The sequence below is a fragment of the Kitasatospora sp. NPDC004799 genome (genome assembly GCF_040609095.1).
In the GTDB taxonomy this organism is placed as follows: Bacteria; Actinomycetota; Actinomycetes; order Streptomycetales; family Streptomycetaceae; genus Kitasatospora.
This window is the reverse complement of the sequence record NZ_JBEXJK010000066.1, coordinates 1-16,850: the sequence shown is the minus strand read 5'-3', so window position 1 is coordinate 16,850 and position 16,850 is coordinate 1. Positions and strand designations below refer to the sequence as shown.

The window sequence follows — 16,850 nt, the reverse complement described above, 5'->3', positions numbered from 1 at the left end:
AACGTCGTGTCGGTGAACCTGGCCAAGGGGCAGCGGGTCAGCCTCCAGAAGGGGAAGGGCGGCGCCCTGACCGTGGTCCGGATGGGCCTCGGCTGGCAGGCCGCCCCCAAGCGCGGGCTGTTCGGCAGCCGCACCCGGAAGATCGACCTGGACGCCTCGGCGCTGCTGTACGCCGAGAAGACCCCGTCCGACGTGGTGTTCTTCCTGCACCTGGAGAGCGACGACGGCTCCGTCCGGCACACCGGCGACAACCTGGAGGGCGGTTCCGGGGCCGAGGACGACGAGTCGATCCTGGTCGATCTGGCGCACGTGCCCGTGCACATCACCCAGGTGGTGTTCACGGTGAGCTCGTACACCGGGCAGACCTTCGCCGAGGTGCAGCGGGCGCACTGCCGGCTGCTGGACGAGACCACCGGGCAGGAGCTGGCCCGGTACGAGCTGGCCGGCGGCGGGCCGCACACCGGGCAGATCATGGCCAAGGTGGTCCGGGACGGCAACGGCGGCTGGGAGATGCAGGCCATCGGCGCGCCGGCCAAGGGGCGCACCTTCCAGGACCTGCTGCCGGCGATCGACCCGTTCCTGTAGCCGCGGCGGGCGCCGGGGCCCGGCGGGCCGCGACCGGCGGTCTTTACCTTCTTTACCTTTCCTTGGACCACCTGTTACTCTCGTTGGCAGCGGAGGGGAGTATTCCTCGACAGCCGACCCCGTCATCACGGGTGCCCGTCGCGGCACCCCGGGGCGCTGGCCCGATGGGCGGAAGAGACCTCCGGCAGTGACGATGACTGTCTCGCCTACCTGCCGGAGGAGCAGTAGTGGACGTTTCCGTGACCATGTGGGTTTCCACGATCCTGGTGCTGATCGCACTGATCGTGGCGGACTTCTTCATCGGGGGGCGCAAGCCGCACGAGGTCTCGATCAAGGAGGCCGGGATCTGGACGGCCGTCTGGGTCGCCCTGGCGGCGCTCTTCGGCGGCTTCCTCTGGTGGCACTCCGGCGGGCAGCCGGCGGGCGAGTTCTTCGCCGGCTACATCACCGAGAAGTCGCTCAGCGTCGACAACCTCTTCGTGTTCATCCTGATCATGGGCAAGTTCGCGGTGCCCAGGATCTACCAGCAGCGCGTGCTGATGTTCGGTGTGATCATCGCGCTGGTGCTCCGGGCGGTGTTCATCGCCGGCGGCGCCGCGCTGGTCTCCGAGTTCTCCTGGGTGTTCTTCATCTTCGGCGCCTTCCTGGTCTGGACGGCCTGGAAGCTGATCAAGGAGGCCCGCGCCGAGGAGGAGGGCGAGGAGGAGTTCGAGGAGAACCGCGTCCTCAAGGCGATCACCCGGCGCTTCCCGGCCACCGAGGACTACCGCGGCACCAAGCTGTTCGTCCGGGAGAACGGCCGCCGGCTGATCACCCCGATGCTGGTCGTCATGCTGGCGATCGGCACCACCGACGTGCTGTTCGCGCTGGACTCGATCCCGGCCATCTTCGGCCTGACCCAGGACCCGTACATCGTCTTCACCGCCAACGCCTTCGCCCTGATGGGGCTGCGCCAGCTGTACTTCCTGATCGGCGGACTGCTGAAGAAGCTGGTCCACCTGTCGTACGGCCTGTCGGTGATCCTCGGCTTCATCGGCGTGAAGCTGGTGCTGCACGCCGCGCACGAGGCGGGTGCGGCGTGGGCGCCGGAGATCGGCATCCCGTTCTCGCTGGGCTTCATCGTGGTGGTCCTGGCGATCACCACCTTCACCAGCCTGCGGGCCTCGAAGAAGGCCGAGCGGGCCGAGCGGGCCGAGCGCGAGAAGCTCGACCCCTTCCCCCCCTGGGCCCCACCCCCGCCCCCCCCACCCCCCCCCCCGGTCGCGGGGGCCTCGGCCGTCCGGCGGGGCGGCCTACCAGCCGCGCTCGCGCCACTCCTCCAGGTGCGGGCGCTCGGCGCCGAGGGTGGTGTCGTTGCCATGGCCGGGGTAGACCCAGGCCTCGTCCGGCAGGACGTCGAAGATCTTCTCGGTGACGTCCCGGTAGAGGGTCCGGAAGGCCTCCGGGTCCCCCCAGGTGTTGCCCACGCCGCCCGGGAACAGGCAGTCGCCGGTGAACACGTGCGGGTGCCCCTGGGGGTCGTCGTAGACCAGCACGATCGCGCCGGGGGTGTGGCCGACCAGGTGGCGGACGGTGAGCTCCACCTCGCCGACCCGCAGCGTGTCGCCGTCCGCGAGCAGCAGCTCGGTGGGGACGTCGATGCCCTCGGCGTCGTACTGGCCGGCGGCCGTGCGGGCGCCGGTGGTGGCGACCACCTCGGCCAGCGCCCCCCAGTGGTCGTGGTGCCGGTGGGTGGTGACCACGGTGCCCAGCTCGTCGCCGACGGTCTCCAGCAGCACCGGCGCGTCCGCGGCGGCGTCGATCAGCAGCTGTTCGTCGGTGGCCCGGCAGCGCAGCAGGTAGGCGTTGTTGTCGTACGGGCCGACGGCCACCTTGGTGATGATCAGGTGGGCCAGTTCCCGCACGTCCGGCGCTCCGCCGACCTTGACCGCTCCGTGGTACGTCATCCGTCCGCTCCTCGTCGTGTGGATCTCCCTGGCATCATCCTCGCGCCGTCAGCCCATCGGGGGAAGCTGGGGGAGGGCGGTGTCGGGGGAGCGGCGCAGGCCGTCCCCGGCGGAGCGGCCGGAGAGCCAGGCGGTGAGGGCGCGGACCGGGCCCTCGACGGTCAGGGCCGGCTCGCCGGTGCCGATCGCGGCGCGTTCGCCGGTGTCCTCGGCGACCAGCTCGACGGCGGGCAGGCCGGCCGCGCCGGCCAGCTTGGCGGCGAGCTTGCGGAACTCGGCCGCCGCGAAGTCCGCCGACCAGTGCTCGGGGGTGTACCCGGCACCGAGGTCGACGTGGTGGTACTCCAGCTCCAGCAGGCGCTTGTGCGGGATCTCGTGGGCCGGGAAGACGTAGCCGGTGCGGTGCCGGACGGGCGCCGCCCAGGCCTCGGAGGTCATCAGCGCGGCGGCCCGCGCGAAGCGCTCGTGGGACTCGCGCAGGTCGGCGAGCTGGACGGCCGGCGGCCGGGGCGCGTCGCGCTCGATCTCCTGGTCGCGGGCCTCGCCGCTCGCGTACTGCGGGACGTCGGTGCCGGTGCGGGCGCCGGTGAGCAGGTTGACCAGGGAGTCGGCGTTGCGGGCCAGGTGGGCCAGCACGTGGCCCTTCGTCCAGTCGGGGAGGGCGGACGGCTCGGCGGCGGCGTCGGGCTTCAGCTCGGCCACGGTGTCCAGCAGGCGCCGGGTGCCCTCCTCGACCTGGCTCAGCCAGGAGGCGGCGGCGGACAGCGGGTCGGTCGGCTGCGAGTCGGTCATCGAATCTGCCTTCTGTGCGAGACGGCGCGTTGCCCACCGGGGGCTTCGCTCGTTGACCAGCCGACGCTACCGCCGAATCCGGCCCCTGAGCAGGGCCTTTTTCGGTCCGGGTACGGACGGTCCCGGAGCGGTCCTCACTCGTTCGGGTGGTCCCGGCTGGACAAGGTCGATATTCGAACGTCTGAGCTATAGGCTGGCTGCCGCATCCTGGAAGAAGCAGCACATCCCAACGCAAGTCCTCTCGCCCCGGAGAAAGGCGCCAGAAGCAGTGGCCGACCGCCTCATCGTCCGCGGTGCTCGCGAGCACAACCTCAAGAACGTCTCGCTCGACCTGCCCCGCGACTCCCTCATCGTCTTCACGGGCCTCTCCGGCTCCGGCAAGTCCTCGCTCGCCTTCGACACGATCTTCGCCGAGGGCCAGCGCCGCTACGTCGAGTCGCTGTCCTCCTACGCCCGTCAGTTCCTCGGGCAGATGGACAAGCCCGACGTGGACTTCATCGAGGGCCTCTCCCCGGCCGTCTCGATCGACCAGAAGTCCACCAACCGCAACCCCCGTTCGACCGTCGGCACGATCACCGAGGTCTACGACTACCTGCGCCTGCTGTTCGCCCGGATCGGCAAGCCGCACTGCCCGCACTGCGGCCGCCCGATCGCCAAGCAGTCGCCGCAGGCGGTCGTGGACAAGGTGCTGGAGCTCGCCGAGGGCACCCGCTTCCAGGTGCTGAGCCCGGTGGTGCGCGAGCGCAAGGGCGAGTTCGTCGACCTGTTCGCCGACCTCCAGTCCAAGGGCTACTCCCGCGCCCGCGTCGACGGCGAGACGATCCAGCTCGCCGAGCCGCCGAAGCTCAAGAAGCAGGAGAAGCACACCGTCGAGGTGGTGATCGACCGCCTGACCGTCAAGGACAGCGCCAAGCGGCGGCTCACCGACTCGGTGGAGACGGCCCTGCGGCTGTCCGGCGGCATGGTCGTGCTCGACTTCGTCGACCTCCCCGAGGACGACCCGGAGCGCGAGCGGATGTACTCCGAGCACCTCTACTGCCCGTACGACGACGTGTCGTTCGAGGAGCTGGAGCCGCGCTCGTTCTCCTTCAACTCGCCGTTCGGCGCCTGCCCGGACTGCTCCGGCCTGGGCAACCGGATGGAGGTCGACCCGGAGCTGGTCGTCCCGGACGTCGAGCGCTCGCTGGACGAGGGCGCGATCCACCCGTGGTCGGCCGGGCACGCCAAGGAGTACTTCCAGCGCCTGATCGACGCGCTGGCCGAGGAGCTCGGCTTCCGCACCGACATCCCCTGGGCCGGGCTGCCCGCCCGGGCCAAGAAGGCGCTGCTGTACGGGCACAAGCACCAGGTGCAGGTCCGCTACCGCAACCGCTTCGGCCGGGAGCGCTCGTACTCCACCGGCTTCGAGGGCGCGATCCCGTTCATCCAGCGCCGGCACACCGAGGCGGAGAGCGACAGCAGCCGCGAGCGCTTCGAGGGCTACATGCGCGAGGTGCCCTGCCCGACCTGCCAGGGCACCCGGCTCAAGCCGGTGGTGCTGGCGGTCACCGTCGAGGGCAGGTCGATCGCCGAGGTCTCCTCGATGTCGATCAGCGACTGCTCCGAGTTCCTGGGCGCGATGAAGCTCAACGCCCGGGACAAGCAGATCGCCGAGCGGGTGCTCAAGGAGGTCAACGAGCGGCTGCGCTTCCTGGTCGACGTCGGCCTGGACTACCTCTCGCTCGACCGCGCGGCCGGCACCCTGTCCGGCGGCGAGGCCCAGCGCATCCGGCTGGCCACCCAGATCGGCTCCGGCCTGGTCGGCGTGCTGTACGTGCTGGACGAGCCGTCCATCGGCCTGCACCAGCGGGACAACCACCGGCTGATCGAGACGCTGGTGCGGCTGCGCGACATCGGCAACACCCTGATCGTCGTCGAGCACGACGAGGACACCATCAAGACCGCGGACTGGGTGGTCGACATCGGCCCGGGCGCCGGCGAGCACGGCGGCAAGGTGGTGCACTCCGGCTCGCTGAAGCAGCTGCTCGGCAACAAGGAGTCGCTGACCGGCCAGTACCTCTCCGGCAAGCGCTCCATCCCGATCCCGGCCACCCGCCGCGAGCGGGACCGGAAGCGCCAGCTGACCGTCCACGGCGCCCGCGAGCACAACCTCAAGGACGTCACGGTCGGCTTCCCGCTCGGCACCTTCACGGCGATCACCGGCGTCTCCGGCTCCGGCAAGTCGACGCTGGTCAACGACATCCTGTACACCCACCTCGCCCGGGAGCTGAACGGCGCCCGCAGCGTGCCCGGCCGGCACACCCGGATCACCGGCACCGACCAGGTGGACAAGGTGGTCCACGTCGACCAGTCGCCGATCGGCCGCACCCCGCGCTCCAACCCGGCCACCTACACCGGGGTCTTCGACCACGTCCGCCGGCTCTTCGCGGAGACCCAGGAGGCCAAGGTCCGCGGCTACCTGCCCGGCCGGTTCTCCTTCAACGTCAAGGGCGGCCGCTGCGAGAACTGCTCCGGCGACGGCACCATCAAGATCGAGATGAACTTCCTGCCGGACGTCTACGTGCCGTGCGAGGTCTGCCACGGCGCCCGGTACAACCGGGAGACGCTGGAGGTCCACTACAAGGGCAAGTCCATCGCCGAGGTGCTGGACATGCCGATCGAGGAGGCGCTGGACTTCTTCGAGGCCGTCCCGGCGATCGCCCGCCACCTGCGGACGCTCAACGACGTCGGCCTCGGCTACGTCCGGCTCGGCCAGTCCGCGCCCACCCTCTCCGGCGGCGAGGCGCAGCGCGTCAAGCTCGCCTCGGAGCTCCAGAAGCGCTCCACCGGGCGGACGGTCTACGTGCTGGACGAGCCCACCACCGGCCTGCACTTCGAGGACATCAGCAAGCTGATCAAGGTGCTCAGCGGGCTGGTGGACAAGGGCAACACGGTGATCGTCATCGAGCACAACCTCGATGTGATCAAGACCGCCGACTGGATCGTCGACATGGGCCCCGAGGGCGGCTCCGGCGGCGGCACCGTGGTCGCCGAGGGCACCCCGGAGCAGATCGCCGCCGTCCCGGAGAGCCACACCGGCAAGTTCCTGCGGGACATCCTGCCGGCCGGCTTCGCGGACGCCCCGGCCGCCGCCCCGGCGAAGAAGGCGCCGCGCAAGCGCGCGGCCGCCGCCAAGAAGTAGTCCCGCCCGCCCGCTGCGCCGCCCCCGCACCGCCCGTACCGTCCGGGTGGCCCGGGAGCGGCGCAGTGGCGCGGCATAGACTTCCGTGGTCCCCAGCAGCCCCAGCAGCAACCGTAGGAGCACCCCGATGTCCGAGGCCCCCGAGACCGGCCCCACCGCCTCCCGCCGCACCCTGCTCTGCGGCGCCGCGGCCGTCCTGGCGGCCGGCGGCACCGTGGCGGTCACCGGGTGCGGCTCCTCCTCGTCCTCCTCCGACAAGGGCGCCCTCAAGGCCCCGGTCGACCTCGGCCCGGCCTCGGCCGTGCCGGAGGGCGGCGGCAAGGTCTTCCGCGAGCAGAAGATCGTGGTGACCCAGCCCACCGCCGGCCAGTACAAGGCGTTCAACGCCCGGTGCACCCACGCCGGCTGCCTCGTGGACCAGGTGAAGAACGACCAGATCCACTGCCCCTGCCACGGCAGCCGGTTCGGCGCCGCCGACGGCGCCGTGCAGGACGGCCCGGCCTCCTCCCCGCTGCCCGCCTACACCGTCACGGTCGAGGGCGGCAACCTCAAGGTGACCCCGAGCTGACCCAGTTGACCGCCTCCCGACCGCCACGGTCCCCCCTCGCGATCCCCGCCCCGCGGCCCCGTCCCCACTCGGTACGGTGGACCCATGGCTGACCCGAGCACCTACCGCCCCGCGCCCGGTGCGATCCCGACCTCCCCCGGCGTCTACCGGTTCCGCGACGCCCACGGCCGGGTCATCTACGTCGGCAAGGCCAAGAGCCTGCGGCCGCGGCTGTCGTCCTACTTCCAGGACCTGGCCGGGCTGCACCCGCGCACCGCGACCATGGTCACCACCGCCGCCTCGGTGGAGTGGACCGTGGTCGGCACCGAGGTCGAGGCGCTCCAGCTGGAGTACTCCTGGATCAAGGAGTTCGACCCGCGGTTCAACGTCAAGTACCGCGACGACAAGAGCTATCCGGAACTCGCCGTCACGCTGAACGAGGAGTACCCGCGGGTCCAGGTGATGCGCGGGGCGCACAAGAAGGGCGTGCGCTACTTCGGCCCGTACGGGCACGCCTGGGCGATCCGCGAGACGGTCGACCTGCTGCTGCGCGTCTTCCCCGTCCGCACCTGCTCCAACGGCGTCTTCAAGCGCGCCCGCCAGGTCGGCCGGCCCTGCCTGCTCGGCTACATCGGCAAGTGCGCCGCGCCCTGCGTCGGCAAGGTCTCCGCGGCCGAACACCGGGAGCTGGCCGAGGACTTCTGCGACTTCATGGCCGGGCGCACCGGCAACTACCTGCGCCGGCTGGAAGAGCAGATGCAGGAGGCCGCGGCCGAGCTGGAGTACGAGAAGGCGGCCCGGCTGCGGGACGACATCGGCGCCCTCAAGCGCGCGATGGAGAAGAACGCCATCGTGCTCGCCGACGCCACCGACGCCGACCTGCTGGCCCTCGCCGAGGACGAACTCGAGGCCGCGGTGCAGATCTTCCACGTCCGCGGCGGCCGGGTCCGCGGCCAGCGCGGCTGGGTCACCGACAAGGTCGAGGACGTCGACACCGCCGGCCTGGTCGAGCACGCCCTCCAGCAGCTCTACGGCGGCGGCGAGTCCGTCCCCCGCGAGGTGCTCGTCCCCGCCCTGCCCGAGCCGGTGGAGCCGGTCCGCGAGTGGCTGAGCGGCCTGCGCGGCAGCCAGGTTGACCTGCGCATCCCGCAGCGCGGCGACAAGAAGGACCTGATGGCCACCGTGCAGCGCAACGCCCAGCAGGCGCTCGCGCTGCACAAGACCAAGCGCGCCTCGGACCTCACCACCCGCAGCCGCGCCCTCCAGGAGATCGCCGACGCGCTGGAGCTGGACTCCGTCCCGCTGCGCATCGAGTGCTACGACATCTCCCACCTCCAGGGCGAGGACGTGGTCGCCTCCATGGTCGTCTTCGAGGACGGCCTGGCCCGCAAGAGCGAGTACCGGCGCTTCCAGATCAAGGGCTTCGAGGGCCAGGACGACGTCCGCTCGATGCACGAGGTGATCAGCCGGCGCTTCCGCCGCTACCTCCAGGAGCGCGAGCAGACCGGCGAGTGGGCCGTCCCCGAGGCCGAGGAGGAGGGCGACGAGCGGCGCACCGAGGACGGCCGCCCCAAGCGCTTCGCCTACCCGCCCCAGCTGCTGGTCGTCGACGGCGGCCAGCCGCAGGTCGCCGCCGCCAGGCGGGCCCTGGACGAACTCGGCATCGACGACGTCGCGCTGTGCGGCCTGGCCAAGCGGCTGGAGGAGGTCTGGCTGCCCGGCGAGGACGACCCGGTCGTGCTGCCCCGCTCCAGCGAGGGCCTCTACCTGCTCCAGCGGGTCCGCGACGAGGCGCACCGCTTCGCGATCAGCTATCAGCGCAACAAGCGTTCCAAGCGACTCACCGCCGGGGAACTGGACTCCGTCCCGGGCCTCGGCGAGACTCGCCGCCGGGCGCTGCTCAAGCACTTCGGCTCGCTGAAGAAGCTCCGGGCCGCCACCGTGGACGAGCTCTGCGAGGTACCCGGCATCGGACGCCGCACCGCGCAGACTGTTGCGGAGGCGTTGTCGTCCCGTACACCCGCCGCACCCGCGGTCAACACCGCGACCGGCGAGATCATCGAGGACGGGGTCGAGCAGGCCGCCGAGCCGATGGCAGCAGCACCCCAGACCGCACCATCCCAGGAGACGCCATGACGGCCGACGCCGCCCGTCAGCCGGTGCGCCCCGGCCCCGCCCGCCTGCCCGGGCCGGGGAAGGGCGGCCGAGCCGTGCGCGTTCTCCCCAGCAGAAAGACCGAGAGCGGGGAACCGAAGTGACCGTGTCAGACGTGGCCGAGAACGCGCCGGAGCTGGTGATCATCTCCGGCATGTCCGGAGCCGGCCGCTCCACCGCCGCCAAGTGCCTGGAGGACCTCGGCTGGTTCGTGGTGGACAACCTGCCGCCGGCCCTGATCCCGACCATGGTCGACCTGGGCGCCCGCTCCCAGGGCAACGTCGCCCGGATCGGCGTGGTCGTGGACGTCCGCGGCCGGCAGTTCTTCGACGACCTGCTGACCTCGCTGGACGAGCTGGAGAAGCGCGGCGTCCGGCTCCAGGTCGTCTTCCTGGACTCCTCCGACGAGGCGCTGGTGCGCCGCTTCGAGAGCGTCCGCCGCCCGCACCCGCTGCAGGCCGACGGCCGGATCGTGGACGGCATCGCCCAGGAGCGCGACCTGCTGCGCGACCTGCGCGGCGAGGCCGACCTGGTGATCGACACCTCCAACCTCAACGTGCACCAGCTGCGCGCCAAGCTGGACGCCCAGTTCGCCGACCACGACGAGCCCGAGCTGCGCGCCACCGTGATGTCCTTCGGCTTCAAGTACGGCCTGCCGGTCGACGCCGACCTCGTGGTGGACTGCCGCTTCCTGCCCAACCCGCACTGGGTGCCCGAACTGCGGGCCCGCACCGGCACCGACGCGGACGTCGCCGACTACGTCTTCCAGCAGCCGGGAGCCAACGAGTTCCTCGACGGCTACGCCGAGCTACTCCGGATCGTGACCGAGGGCTACCGCCGTGAGGGGAAGCGCTACATGACGCTTGCCGTAGGCTGCACCGGTGGCAAGCACCGCAGCGTCGCCATGTCCGAGCGTCTGACCAAGCGTCTCATCGCCGACGGAGTCGAGACGGTGCTCGTCCACCGTGACATGGGACGGGAGTAACCGCCGCAGCCCTGCCGGGCCCGCCGGCGGAGCGGTCGGCGGGCCGACGACAGCGAGGTGATTGTGGCGGGATACGTGCCCGGGCGGCAGCCGCAGAGCAGGACCGGTGACCGGGCGGGCAGCCCGGCCCGGCCCCCGGCGCCGGGCCGCCCGCGGAGCAGTCCCTCCCGCGCCAATCCGGCCCCCAGGATCACCGCGCTCGGCGGCGGCCAGGGCCTGTCCGCCTCGCTGTCCGCGCTGCGCCGGCTCACCAGCGACGTCACCGCCGTGGTCACCGTCGCCGACGACGGCGGCTCCAGCGGACGGCTGCGCGAGGAGCTGGGCGTGCTGCCCCCGGGCGACCTGCGCAAGGCGCTGGCCGCGCTGTGCGGGGACGACGACTGGGGCCGCACCTGGTCCGAGGTGATCCAGCAGCGCTTCACCGGCAACGGCGAGCTCGGCGGCCACGCGGTCGGCAACCTGCTGATCGTCGCGCTCTGGGAGAAGCTGGGCGACCCGGTGGCGGCGCTGGACTGGGTCGGCCGGCTGCTCAACGTGCAGGGCCGGGTGCTGCCGATGTCGGCGGTGCCGCTGGACATCGAGGCGACCGTCCGCGGCCACGACCCGGCGCGCCCCGGCGAGGTCACGGCCGTCCGCGGCCAGGCCGACGTCGCGGTGACCCCCGGCACCGTGCAGTCGATCCGGCTGCTGCCGGACGAGCCGCCCGCCGTCCCCGAGGCGGTCGCCGCCGTCCGGGAGGCGGACTGGGTGGTGCTCGGCCCCGGCTCCTGGTTCACCAGCGTGCTGCCGCACCTGCTGGTGCCCGAGCTGGCCGCCGCGCTCACCGAGACCCGCGCCCGCCGCCTGCTCACCCTGAACCTGGCCCCCCAGCCCGGGGAGACCGAGGGCTTCACCCCGCAGCGCCACCTGGAGGTCATCGCCGACCACGCCCCGGACCTCGCGGTGGATGCGATCCTGGTGGACGAGCGCGCCGTCACCGGCGGGGCCTTCGGCCAGGCCGACCTGGACGGACTGGAGAAGGCCGCCGAGCGGATGGGCGCCGCTCTGGTGCTCGGTTCGGTGGCCCGGGCCGACGGGACGCCGCGACACGACCCCGAGCTGTTGGCGGCAGCGTACGACCGGATTTTCCGGACACATGGAAGGATCGGGCCATGGCGATGACTCCAGCGGTGAAGGACGAGATCAGCCGGCTCCCGGTCACCCGGGCCTGCTGTCGCAAGGCGGAGGTGTCGGCGATCCTGCGGTTCGCGGGCGGGCTGCACATCGTGAGCGGCCGCATCGTGATCGAGGCGGAGCTCGACACCGGCGCGGCGGCACGGCGGCTGCGCAAGGACCTGCTGGAGATCTTCGGGCACTCCTCGGACCTCGTGGTGATGGCCCCCGGCGGGCTGCGCCGCGGCTCCCGCTTCGTGGTCCGGGTGGTCAAGGACGGCGAGCTGCTCGCGCGCCAGACCGGGCTCGTGGACGGCCGCGGCCGTCCGATCCGGGGCCTGCCCCCGGCGGTCGTCTCCGGCGCCACCTGCGACGCCGAGGCGGCCTGGCGCGGGGCCTTCCTGGCGCACGGCTCGCTCACCGAGCCGGGCCGCTCCTCCTCGCTGGAGATCACCTGCCCCGGCTCCGAGGCCGCCCTCGCCCTGGTCGGCGCCGCCCGCCGGCTCGGCATCCCGGCCAAGGCCCGCGAGGTGCGCGGGGTGGACCGGGTGGTGATCCGGGACGGCGACGCGATCGGCGCCCTGCTCACCCGGCTCGGCGCGCACGAGTCGGTGCTCGCCTGGGAGGAGCGCCGGATGCGGCGCGAGGTGCGTGCCACCGCCAACCGGCTGGCCAACTTCGACGACGCCAACCTGCGCCGCTCGGCCCGCGCCGCGGTGGCGGCCGGCGCCCGGGTGGCCCGCGCGCTGGAGATCCTCGGCGACGAGGTGCCCGAGCACCTGGCCGCGGCCGGCCAGCTGCGGATGCAGCACAAGCAGGCCTCGCTGGAGGAGCTGGGCGCGCTCGCCGACCCGCCGCTGACCAAGGACGCGGTGGCCGGCCGGATCCGCCGACTGCTGGCGATGGCCGACAAGCGCGCCTCCGAGCTCGGCCTGCCGAGCACCGAGGCCAGCCTCACCGACGAGATGGCGATGAACTGACGCCACCGCTCACGCCGCGTGACCGGAACACGGCCGGCGCCCCGCTCCCGGGGCGCCGGCCGTCGGCGTTCCCGGGCGGCCTCCCGGAGGGCTGTCCGGAGGACCGTCCGGACCGGCCTCCGGACCGGCCTCCGCACCGGCCCGCGGACCGCCGGCCCGCCCGAATTGGTAGAGACCACTGGGCCGGGACCAACTGCCCGCCGGCTCAAGGCCGGACGGCCTGAAATCGGGTTTCGGCCGCGCCACGCCCAGTCTCACAGGGCGGCGCGATGTGCCGTCCCAGGCCCCGGAGGGGTAGGGTCATAGGCGGTCGGGGACTTCCCAAATCTCACCCCCGCCGGGCCTCGCGCCCGGCGTACCTAACGAGGAGATCGGTTCGTGACGATCCGGGTAGGCATCAACGGCTTCGGCCGCATCGGCCGCAACTTCTTCCGCGCGGTCAAGGCTCAGGGCGCGGACATCGAGATCGTCGGTGTCAACGACCTCACCGACACGAAGACCCTGGCTCACCTGCTCAAGTACGACACCACCCTGGGTACCCTCCAGGCCGAGGTCTCGCACACCGAGGACAGCATCACCGTCGACGGCCACACCTTCAAGGTGACCGCCGAGCGTGACCCCGCCAACCTCCCGTGGGCCGCCCTGGGCGCCGACATCGTCGTCGAGTCCACCGGCATCTTCACCAAGGCCGAGGCCGCGAAGAAGCACCTCGCCGCCGGCGCGAAGAAGGTCATCATCTCGGCGCCCGCCACCGACGAGGACGTCACCATCGTCCTGGGTGTCAACGACGAGAAGTACGACGCCGCCAACCACCACGTCATCTCCAACGCCTCCTGCACCACCAACTGTGTGGCGCCGATGGCCAAGGTGCTGAACGAGGCCTTCGGCATCGTCAAGGGTCTGATGACCACCGTCCACGCGTTCACCAACGACCAGGTGACCCTGGACTTCCCGCACAAGGACCTGCGCCGTGCTCGTGCGGCGAGCCAGAACATCATCCCGACCTCGACCGGTGCCGCCAAGGCGACCGCCCTGGTCCTGCCGGAGCTGAAGGGCAAGCTGGACGGCACCTCGCTGCGCGTCCCGGTCCCGACCGGCTCCATCACCGACCTGGTCGTCACGCTGGAGCGCGAGGTCACCAAGGACGAGGTCAACGCGGCCTTCCAGAAGGCCGCGCAGGAGGGCCCGCTCAAGGGCATCCTGTCCTACACCGAGGACCCGATCGTCTCCTCGGACATCGTGAACGACCCGGCCTCCTGCATCTTCGACAGCCAGCTCACCATGGTCCAGGGCAACCAGGTCAAGGTGCTCGGCTGGTACGACAACGAGTGGGGCTACTCGAACCGCGTCGTCGACCTGGTCACCCTCGTCGGCGGGCAGCTCTGACCTTGCGGGAGCTGACGTGATGTAGGGGCGAGGGCTCGGACGGCGTACGGTGCCGGCCGGGCCCTCGTTCCGCGCTCAAGGACTTCTCAGGCGGCCCCTGCGCCGTGCCGCCTCACTGCGCATCAACCATCTCCCCAGGAGAAACCGAATCCCCGTGAAGACCATCGAAGAGCTCATCGAAGCCGGTGTCGAAGGCAAGCGCGTCTTCGTGCGCGCCGATCTGAACGTGCCGCTGGACGGTGCCGTGATCACCGACGACGGCCGGATCCGCGCCGTCGCGCCGACCATCGCCAAGCTGGCCGCGGCCGGCGCGAAGGTCGTCGTCGCCTCGCACCTCGGCCGCCCCAAGGGCGCGCCGGACCCGAAGTTCTCGCTCGCCCCGGTGGCCGAGCGCCTCGGCGAGATCATCGGCAAGCCCGTCGCCTTCGCCACCGACACCGTCGGCGACAGCGCGAAGGCCGTGGTGGCCGGGCTGGGCGACGGCGAGGTCGCGCTGCTGGAGAACCTGCGCTTCAACGCCGGCGAGACCAGCAAGGACGACGCCGAGCGCAAGGCCTTCGCCGAGCAGCTGGCCGCGCTGGCCGACCTGTACGTGGGCGACGGCTTCGGCGCCGTGCACCGCAAGCACGCCTCGGTCTTCGACCTGCCCGGCCTGCTGCCGCACGCGGCCGGCGACCTGATCGCGACCGAGGTCGGCGTGCTGAAGAAGCTCACCGACGAGGTGCGGCGCCCGTACGTGGTGGTGCTCGGCGGCGCCAAGGTCTCCGACAAGCTCGGTGTGATCGACAACCTGCTGAAGAAGGCCGACCGGATCCTGATCGGCGGCGGCATGGCGTACACCTTCCTCAAGGCCAAGGGCCACGAGGTCGGCATCTCGCTGCTCCAGGAGGACCAGATCCCGGTCTGCCTGAACTACCTGGCCGAGGCCGAGAAGCTGGGCGTCGAGTTCGTCCTGCCGGTGGACGTCCTGGTCTCCGCCGACTTCCCGGACCTCAAGGGCAAGACCCCGGCGACCTACGAGGTCGTCGCCGCGGACGCGATCCCGGCCGACAAGGAGGGCCTGGACATCGGCCCGAAGACCCGCGAGCTGTACGCGGCCAAGCTGGCCGACGCGGGCACGGTGTTCTGGAACGGTCCGATGGGCGTCTTCGAGCACCCGGACTACGCGAACGGCACCAAGGCCGTCGCCCAGGCCCTGATCGACAGCGACGCGTTCACCGTGGTCGGCGGCGGCGACTCCGCCGCGGCCGTCCGCATCCTGGGCTTCGACGAGACGAAGTTCGGGCACATCTCGACCGGCGGCGGCGCCAGCCTCGAGTACCTGGAGGGCAAGACCCTCCCCGGTCTCGCCGCTCTGGAGGACTGAAAGAACATGACCGACCGTCTCCCGCTGATGGCGGGCAACTGGAAGATGAACCTCAACCACCTTGAGGCCATCCAGCACACCCAGAAGCTGGCCTTCGCGCTGGCCGACAAGGACTACGCGGCCGTCGAGGTCGCCGTCCTGGTGCCGTTCACCGACCTGCGCTCGGTGCAGACCCTGGTCGACGGCGACAAGCTGAAGATCAAGTACGGCTCGCAGGACATCTCGCAGCACGACGGCGGGGCCTACACCGGCGAGGTCTCCGGCCCGATGCTGGCCAAGCTCAAGTGCACCTACGCGGTGATCGGCCACTCCGAGCGCCGCCAGTACCACGGCGAGAACGAGGAGATCGTCAACGCCAAGGTGAAGGCCGCCTACCGCGCCGGGATCACCCCGATCCTGTGCGTCGGCGAGCCGCTGGAGATCCGCAAGGCCGGCACCCACGTCGAGTACACCCTGGCCCAGCTGGACGGCGGCCTGGCCGACGTCCCGGCCCACCAGGCCGAGTCGATCGTGGTCGCCTACGAGCCGGTCTGGGCGATCGGCACCGGCGAGGTGGCCACCCCGGAGGACGCCCAGGAGGTCTGCGCCGCCATCCGCAAGCGGATCGCCGAGCTGTACGACGCCGAGCTGGCCGACAAGGTCCGGGTGCTGTACGGCGGTTCGGTGAAGTCGTCGAGCGCGGCCGGCCTGATGGCCAAGCCCGACATCGACGGCGGCCTGGTCGGCGGTGCCTCGCTGGACGCCGACGAGTTCGTCAAGATCGTGCGCTACCGTGAGCAGGCAGTAGGCTAACGCCGCCGCAGCAACGTAGGCTTTGGGGCCGGACCGCCGTACGCGGCCCGGCCCCTTCGCCGAAGATACGAGAGAGTTGGTCCCGTCGTGGTTCTCGGGTTCTCGATTGCCCTGATCATCTTCAGTCTGCTGATGATCCTGCTGGTGCTGCTGCACAAGGGGAAGGGCGGCGGCCTGTCCGACATGTTCGGCGGTGGCGCGATGTCCACCGGCGGCGGTTCGGCGGTGGCCGAGCGCAACCTGGATCGCATCACCATCGTGGTCGGCGTGGGATGGTTCGCCAGCATCATCATCCTCGGCCTGCTGATGAAGACCTCGGTCTGACGTATTCCTGACGCCCCGTCGCCCGAGCGCCTATCCTGTAGCGGTCGGGTGCGGAGGCGATGGTGGCGGATGCTTAACTCCTGCTTACACTAGGACGACTTTCGCCACCGACGCGCACCGCGGCGGGTCGGCGCACCAGTACGCAGGGAGTCAGACCGTGGCAAGTGGCAATGCCATCCGTGGCAGCAGGGTCGGGGCCGGCCCGATGGGCGAGGCGGAACGCGGCGAGTCCGCCCCGCGCAACCGGATCTCCTTCTGGTGCGCCAACAAGCACGAGACCCGGCCCAGCTTCGCCGCCGAAGCGGCGATCCCGGAGACGTGGGACTGCCCGCGCTGCGGCTTCCCGGCCGGCCAGGACCAGCACAACCCGCCGGCGCCCTCGCGCAACGAGCCGTACAAGACCCACCTCGCCTACGTCCGCGAGCGGCGCACCGACGCCGACGGCGAGGCGATCCTGGCCGAGGCGCTGGCGAAGCTCCGCGGCGAGATCTGAGCCCGCGCGCGCGAGCGAGCCGAAGGGGCGCGCCGAGCGCCAGACAGGCAGAAAGGGGGGGCCCCCCCCCGGTAGGGGGGGGGCCCGTGCAGGTGGCAGAAACCCCGGGCCGCGGGGGGTTGGTCGGCGGGGGTCGCCGCCCCGCCGCGCGGGGCAGCACACCCCCC

Annotated in this window: 14 protein-coding genes and 1 pseudogene; 13 read left to right on the top strand and 2 right to left on the bottom strand. The window is 71.5% G+C overall.

What is annotated here, in order from left to right:
- The first annotated feature begins 6 nt into the window (after positions 1 to 6).
- Both ABZW03_RS11780 and ABZW03_RS11775 read left to right on the top strand, forming a co-directional pair.
- Positions 7 to 585 carry a TerD family protein gene (locus ABZW03_RS11780; protein WP_355255246.1) on the top strand — a complete coding sequence of 193 codons (579 nt, stop codon included), beginning with the start codon at positions 7 to 9 and terminating at the stop codon, positions 583 to 585.
- Between the two features lie 227 nt (positions 586 to 812).
- A pseudogene (locus tag ABZW03_RS11775) lies at positions 813 to 1,772 on the top strand (TerC family protein); the annotation flags it as partial.
- A 105-nt stretch (positions 1,773 to 1,877) separates the two neighbouring features.
- Here ABZW03_RS11775 and ABZW03_RS11770 read toward each other — a convergent pair.
- Complete coding sequence (locus tag ABZW03_RS11770) at positions 1,878 to 2,531, bottom strand: MBL fold metallo-hydrolase (RefSeq protein WP_355255243.1); 654 nt, start codon at positions 2,529 to 2,531, stop codon at positions 1,878 to 1,880.
- A 48-nt stretch (positions 2,532 to 2,579) separates the two neighbouring features.
- A complete protein-coding gene (locus tag ABZW03_RS11765) occupies positions 2,580 to 3,323 on the bottom strand; it encodes a maleylpyruvate isomerase family mycothiol-dependent enzyme (RefSeq protein ID WP_355255240.1) in 744 nt (247 codons plus the stop codon).
- 268 nt (positions 3,324 to 3,591) lie between these two features.
- Here ABZW03_RS11765 and uvrA point away from each other — a divergent pair, with 268 nt between their 5' ends.
- The 11 genes from uvrA (at position 3,592) to ABZW03_RS11710 (ending at position 16,683) form a co-directional block, all read left to right on the top strand.
- Positions 3,592 to 6,504, top strand: coding sequence for an excinuclease ABC subunit UvrA (gene uvrA / locus ABZW03_RS11760; protein WP_355255237.1), 2,913 nt, complete (start codon positions 3,592 to 3,594; stop codon positions 6,502 to 6,504).
- Between the two features lie 127 nt (positions 6,505 to 6,631).
- Positions 6,632 to 7,072, top strand: a complete 441-nt coding sequence (locus tag ABZW03_RS11755) for a Rieske (2Fe-2S) protein (protein ID WP_355255234.1) — start codon at positions 6,632 to 6,634, stop codon at positions 7,070 to 7,072.
- Positions 7,073 to 7,156: 84 nt separating this feature from the next.
- Complete coding sequence (gene uvrC / locus ABZW03_RS11750; protein ID WP_355255231.1) at positions 7,157 to 9,187, top strand: excinuclease ABC subunit UvrC; 2,031 nt, start codon at positions 7,157 to 7,159, stop codon at positions 9,185 to 9,187.
- Positions 9,188 to 9,305: 118 nt separating this feature from the next.
- Positions 9,306 to 10,190 (top strand): RNase adapter RapZ, encoded by an 885-nt coding sequence (gene rapZ, locus ABZW03_RS11745; protein WP_244179003.1) that lies wholly within the window; start codon positions 9,306 to 9,308, stop codon positions 10,188 to 10,190.
- A 189-nt stretch (positions 10,191 to 10,379) separates the two neighbouring features.
- The gene (gene yvcK, locus ABZW03_RS11740; RefSeq protein ID WP_355255277.1) at positions 10,380 to 11,351 is read left to right on the top strand and encodes a uridine diphosphate-N-acetylglucosamine-binding protein YvcK; all 972 of its coding nucleotides are present in this window, start codon (positions 10,380 to 10,382) and stop codon (positions 11,349 to 11,351) included.
- The gene (gene whiA, locus ABZW03_RS11735) at positions 11,342 to 12,322 is read left to right on the top strand and encodes a DNA-binding protein WhiA (protein ID WP_049649611.1); all 981 of its coding nucleotides are present in this window, start codon (positions 11,342 to 11,344) and stop codon (positions 12,320 to 12,322) included. Before yvcK ends, whiA begins: the two co-directional genes overlap by 10 nt.
- Before the next feature lie 378 nt (positions 12,323 to 12,700).
- Complete coding sequence (gene gap / locus ABZW03_RS11730) at positions 12,701 to 13,708, top strand: type I glyceraldehyde-3-phosphate dehydrogenase (protein ID WP_355255227.1); 1,008 nt, start codon at positions 12,701 to 12,703, stop codon at positions 13,706 to 13,708.
- Positions 13,709 to 13,862: 154 nt separating this feature from the next.
- Positions 13,863 to 15,074: a phosphoglycerate kinase gene (locus ABZW03_RS11725; protein WP_355255224.1), complete on the top strand. Its 1,212-nt coding sequence runs from the start codon at positions 13,863 to 13,865 to the stop codon at positions 15,072 to 15,074.
- 6 nt (positions 15,075 to 15,080) lie between these two features.
- The gene (gene tpiA, locus ABZW03_RS11720) at positions 15,081 to 15,866 is read left to right on the top strand and encodes a triose-phosphate isomerase (RefSeq protein WP_355255221.1); all 786 of its coding nucleotides are present in this window, start codon (positions 15,081 to 15,083) and stop codon (positions 15,864 to 15,866) included.
- An 87-nt stretch (positions 15,867 to 15,953) separates the two neighbouring features.
- Positions 15,954 to 16,190 (top strand): preprotein translocase subunit SecG, encoded by a 237-nt coding sequence (gene secG / locus ABZW03_RS11715; RefSeq protein ID WP_355255218.1) that lies wholly within the window; start codon positions 15,954 to 15,956, stop codon positions 16,188 to 16,190.
- 157 nt (positions 16,191 to 16,347) lie between these two features.
- Positions 16,348 to 16,683, top strand: coding sequence for an RNA polymerase-binding protein RbpA (locus ABZW03_RS11710; protein ID WP_188300552.1), 336 nt, complete (start codon positions 16,348 to 16,350; stop codon positions 16,681 to 16,683).
- Positions 16,684 to 16,850 lie beyond the last annotated feature (167 nt).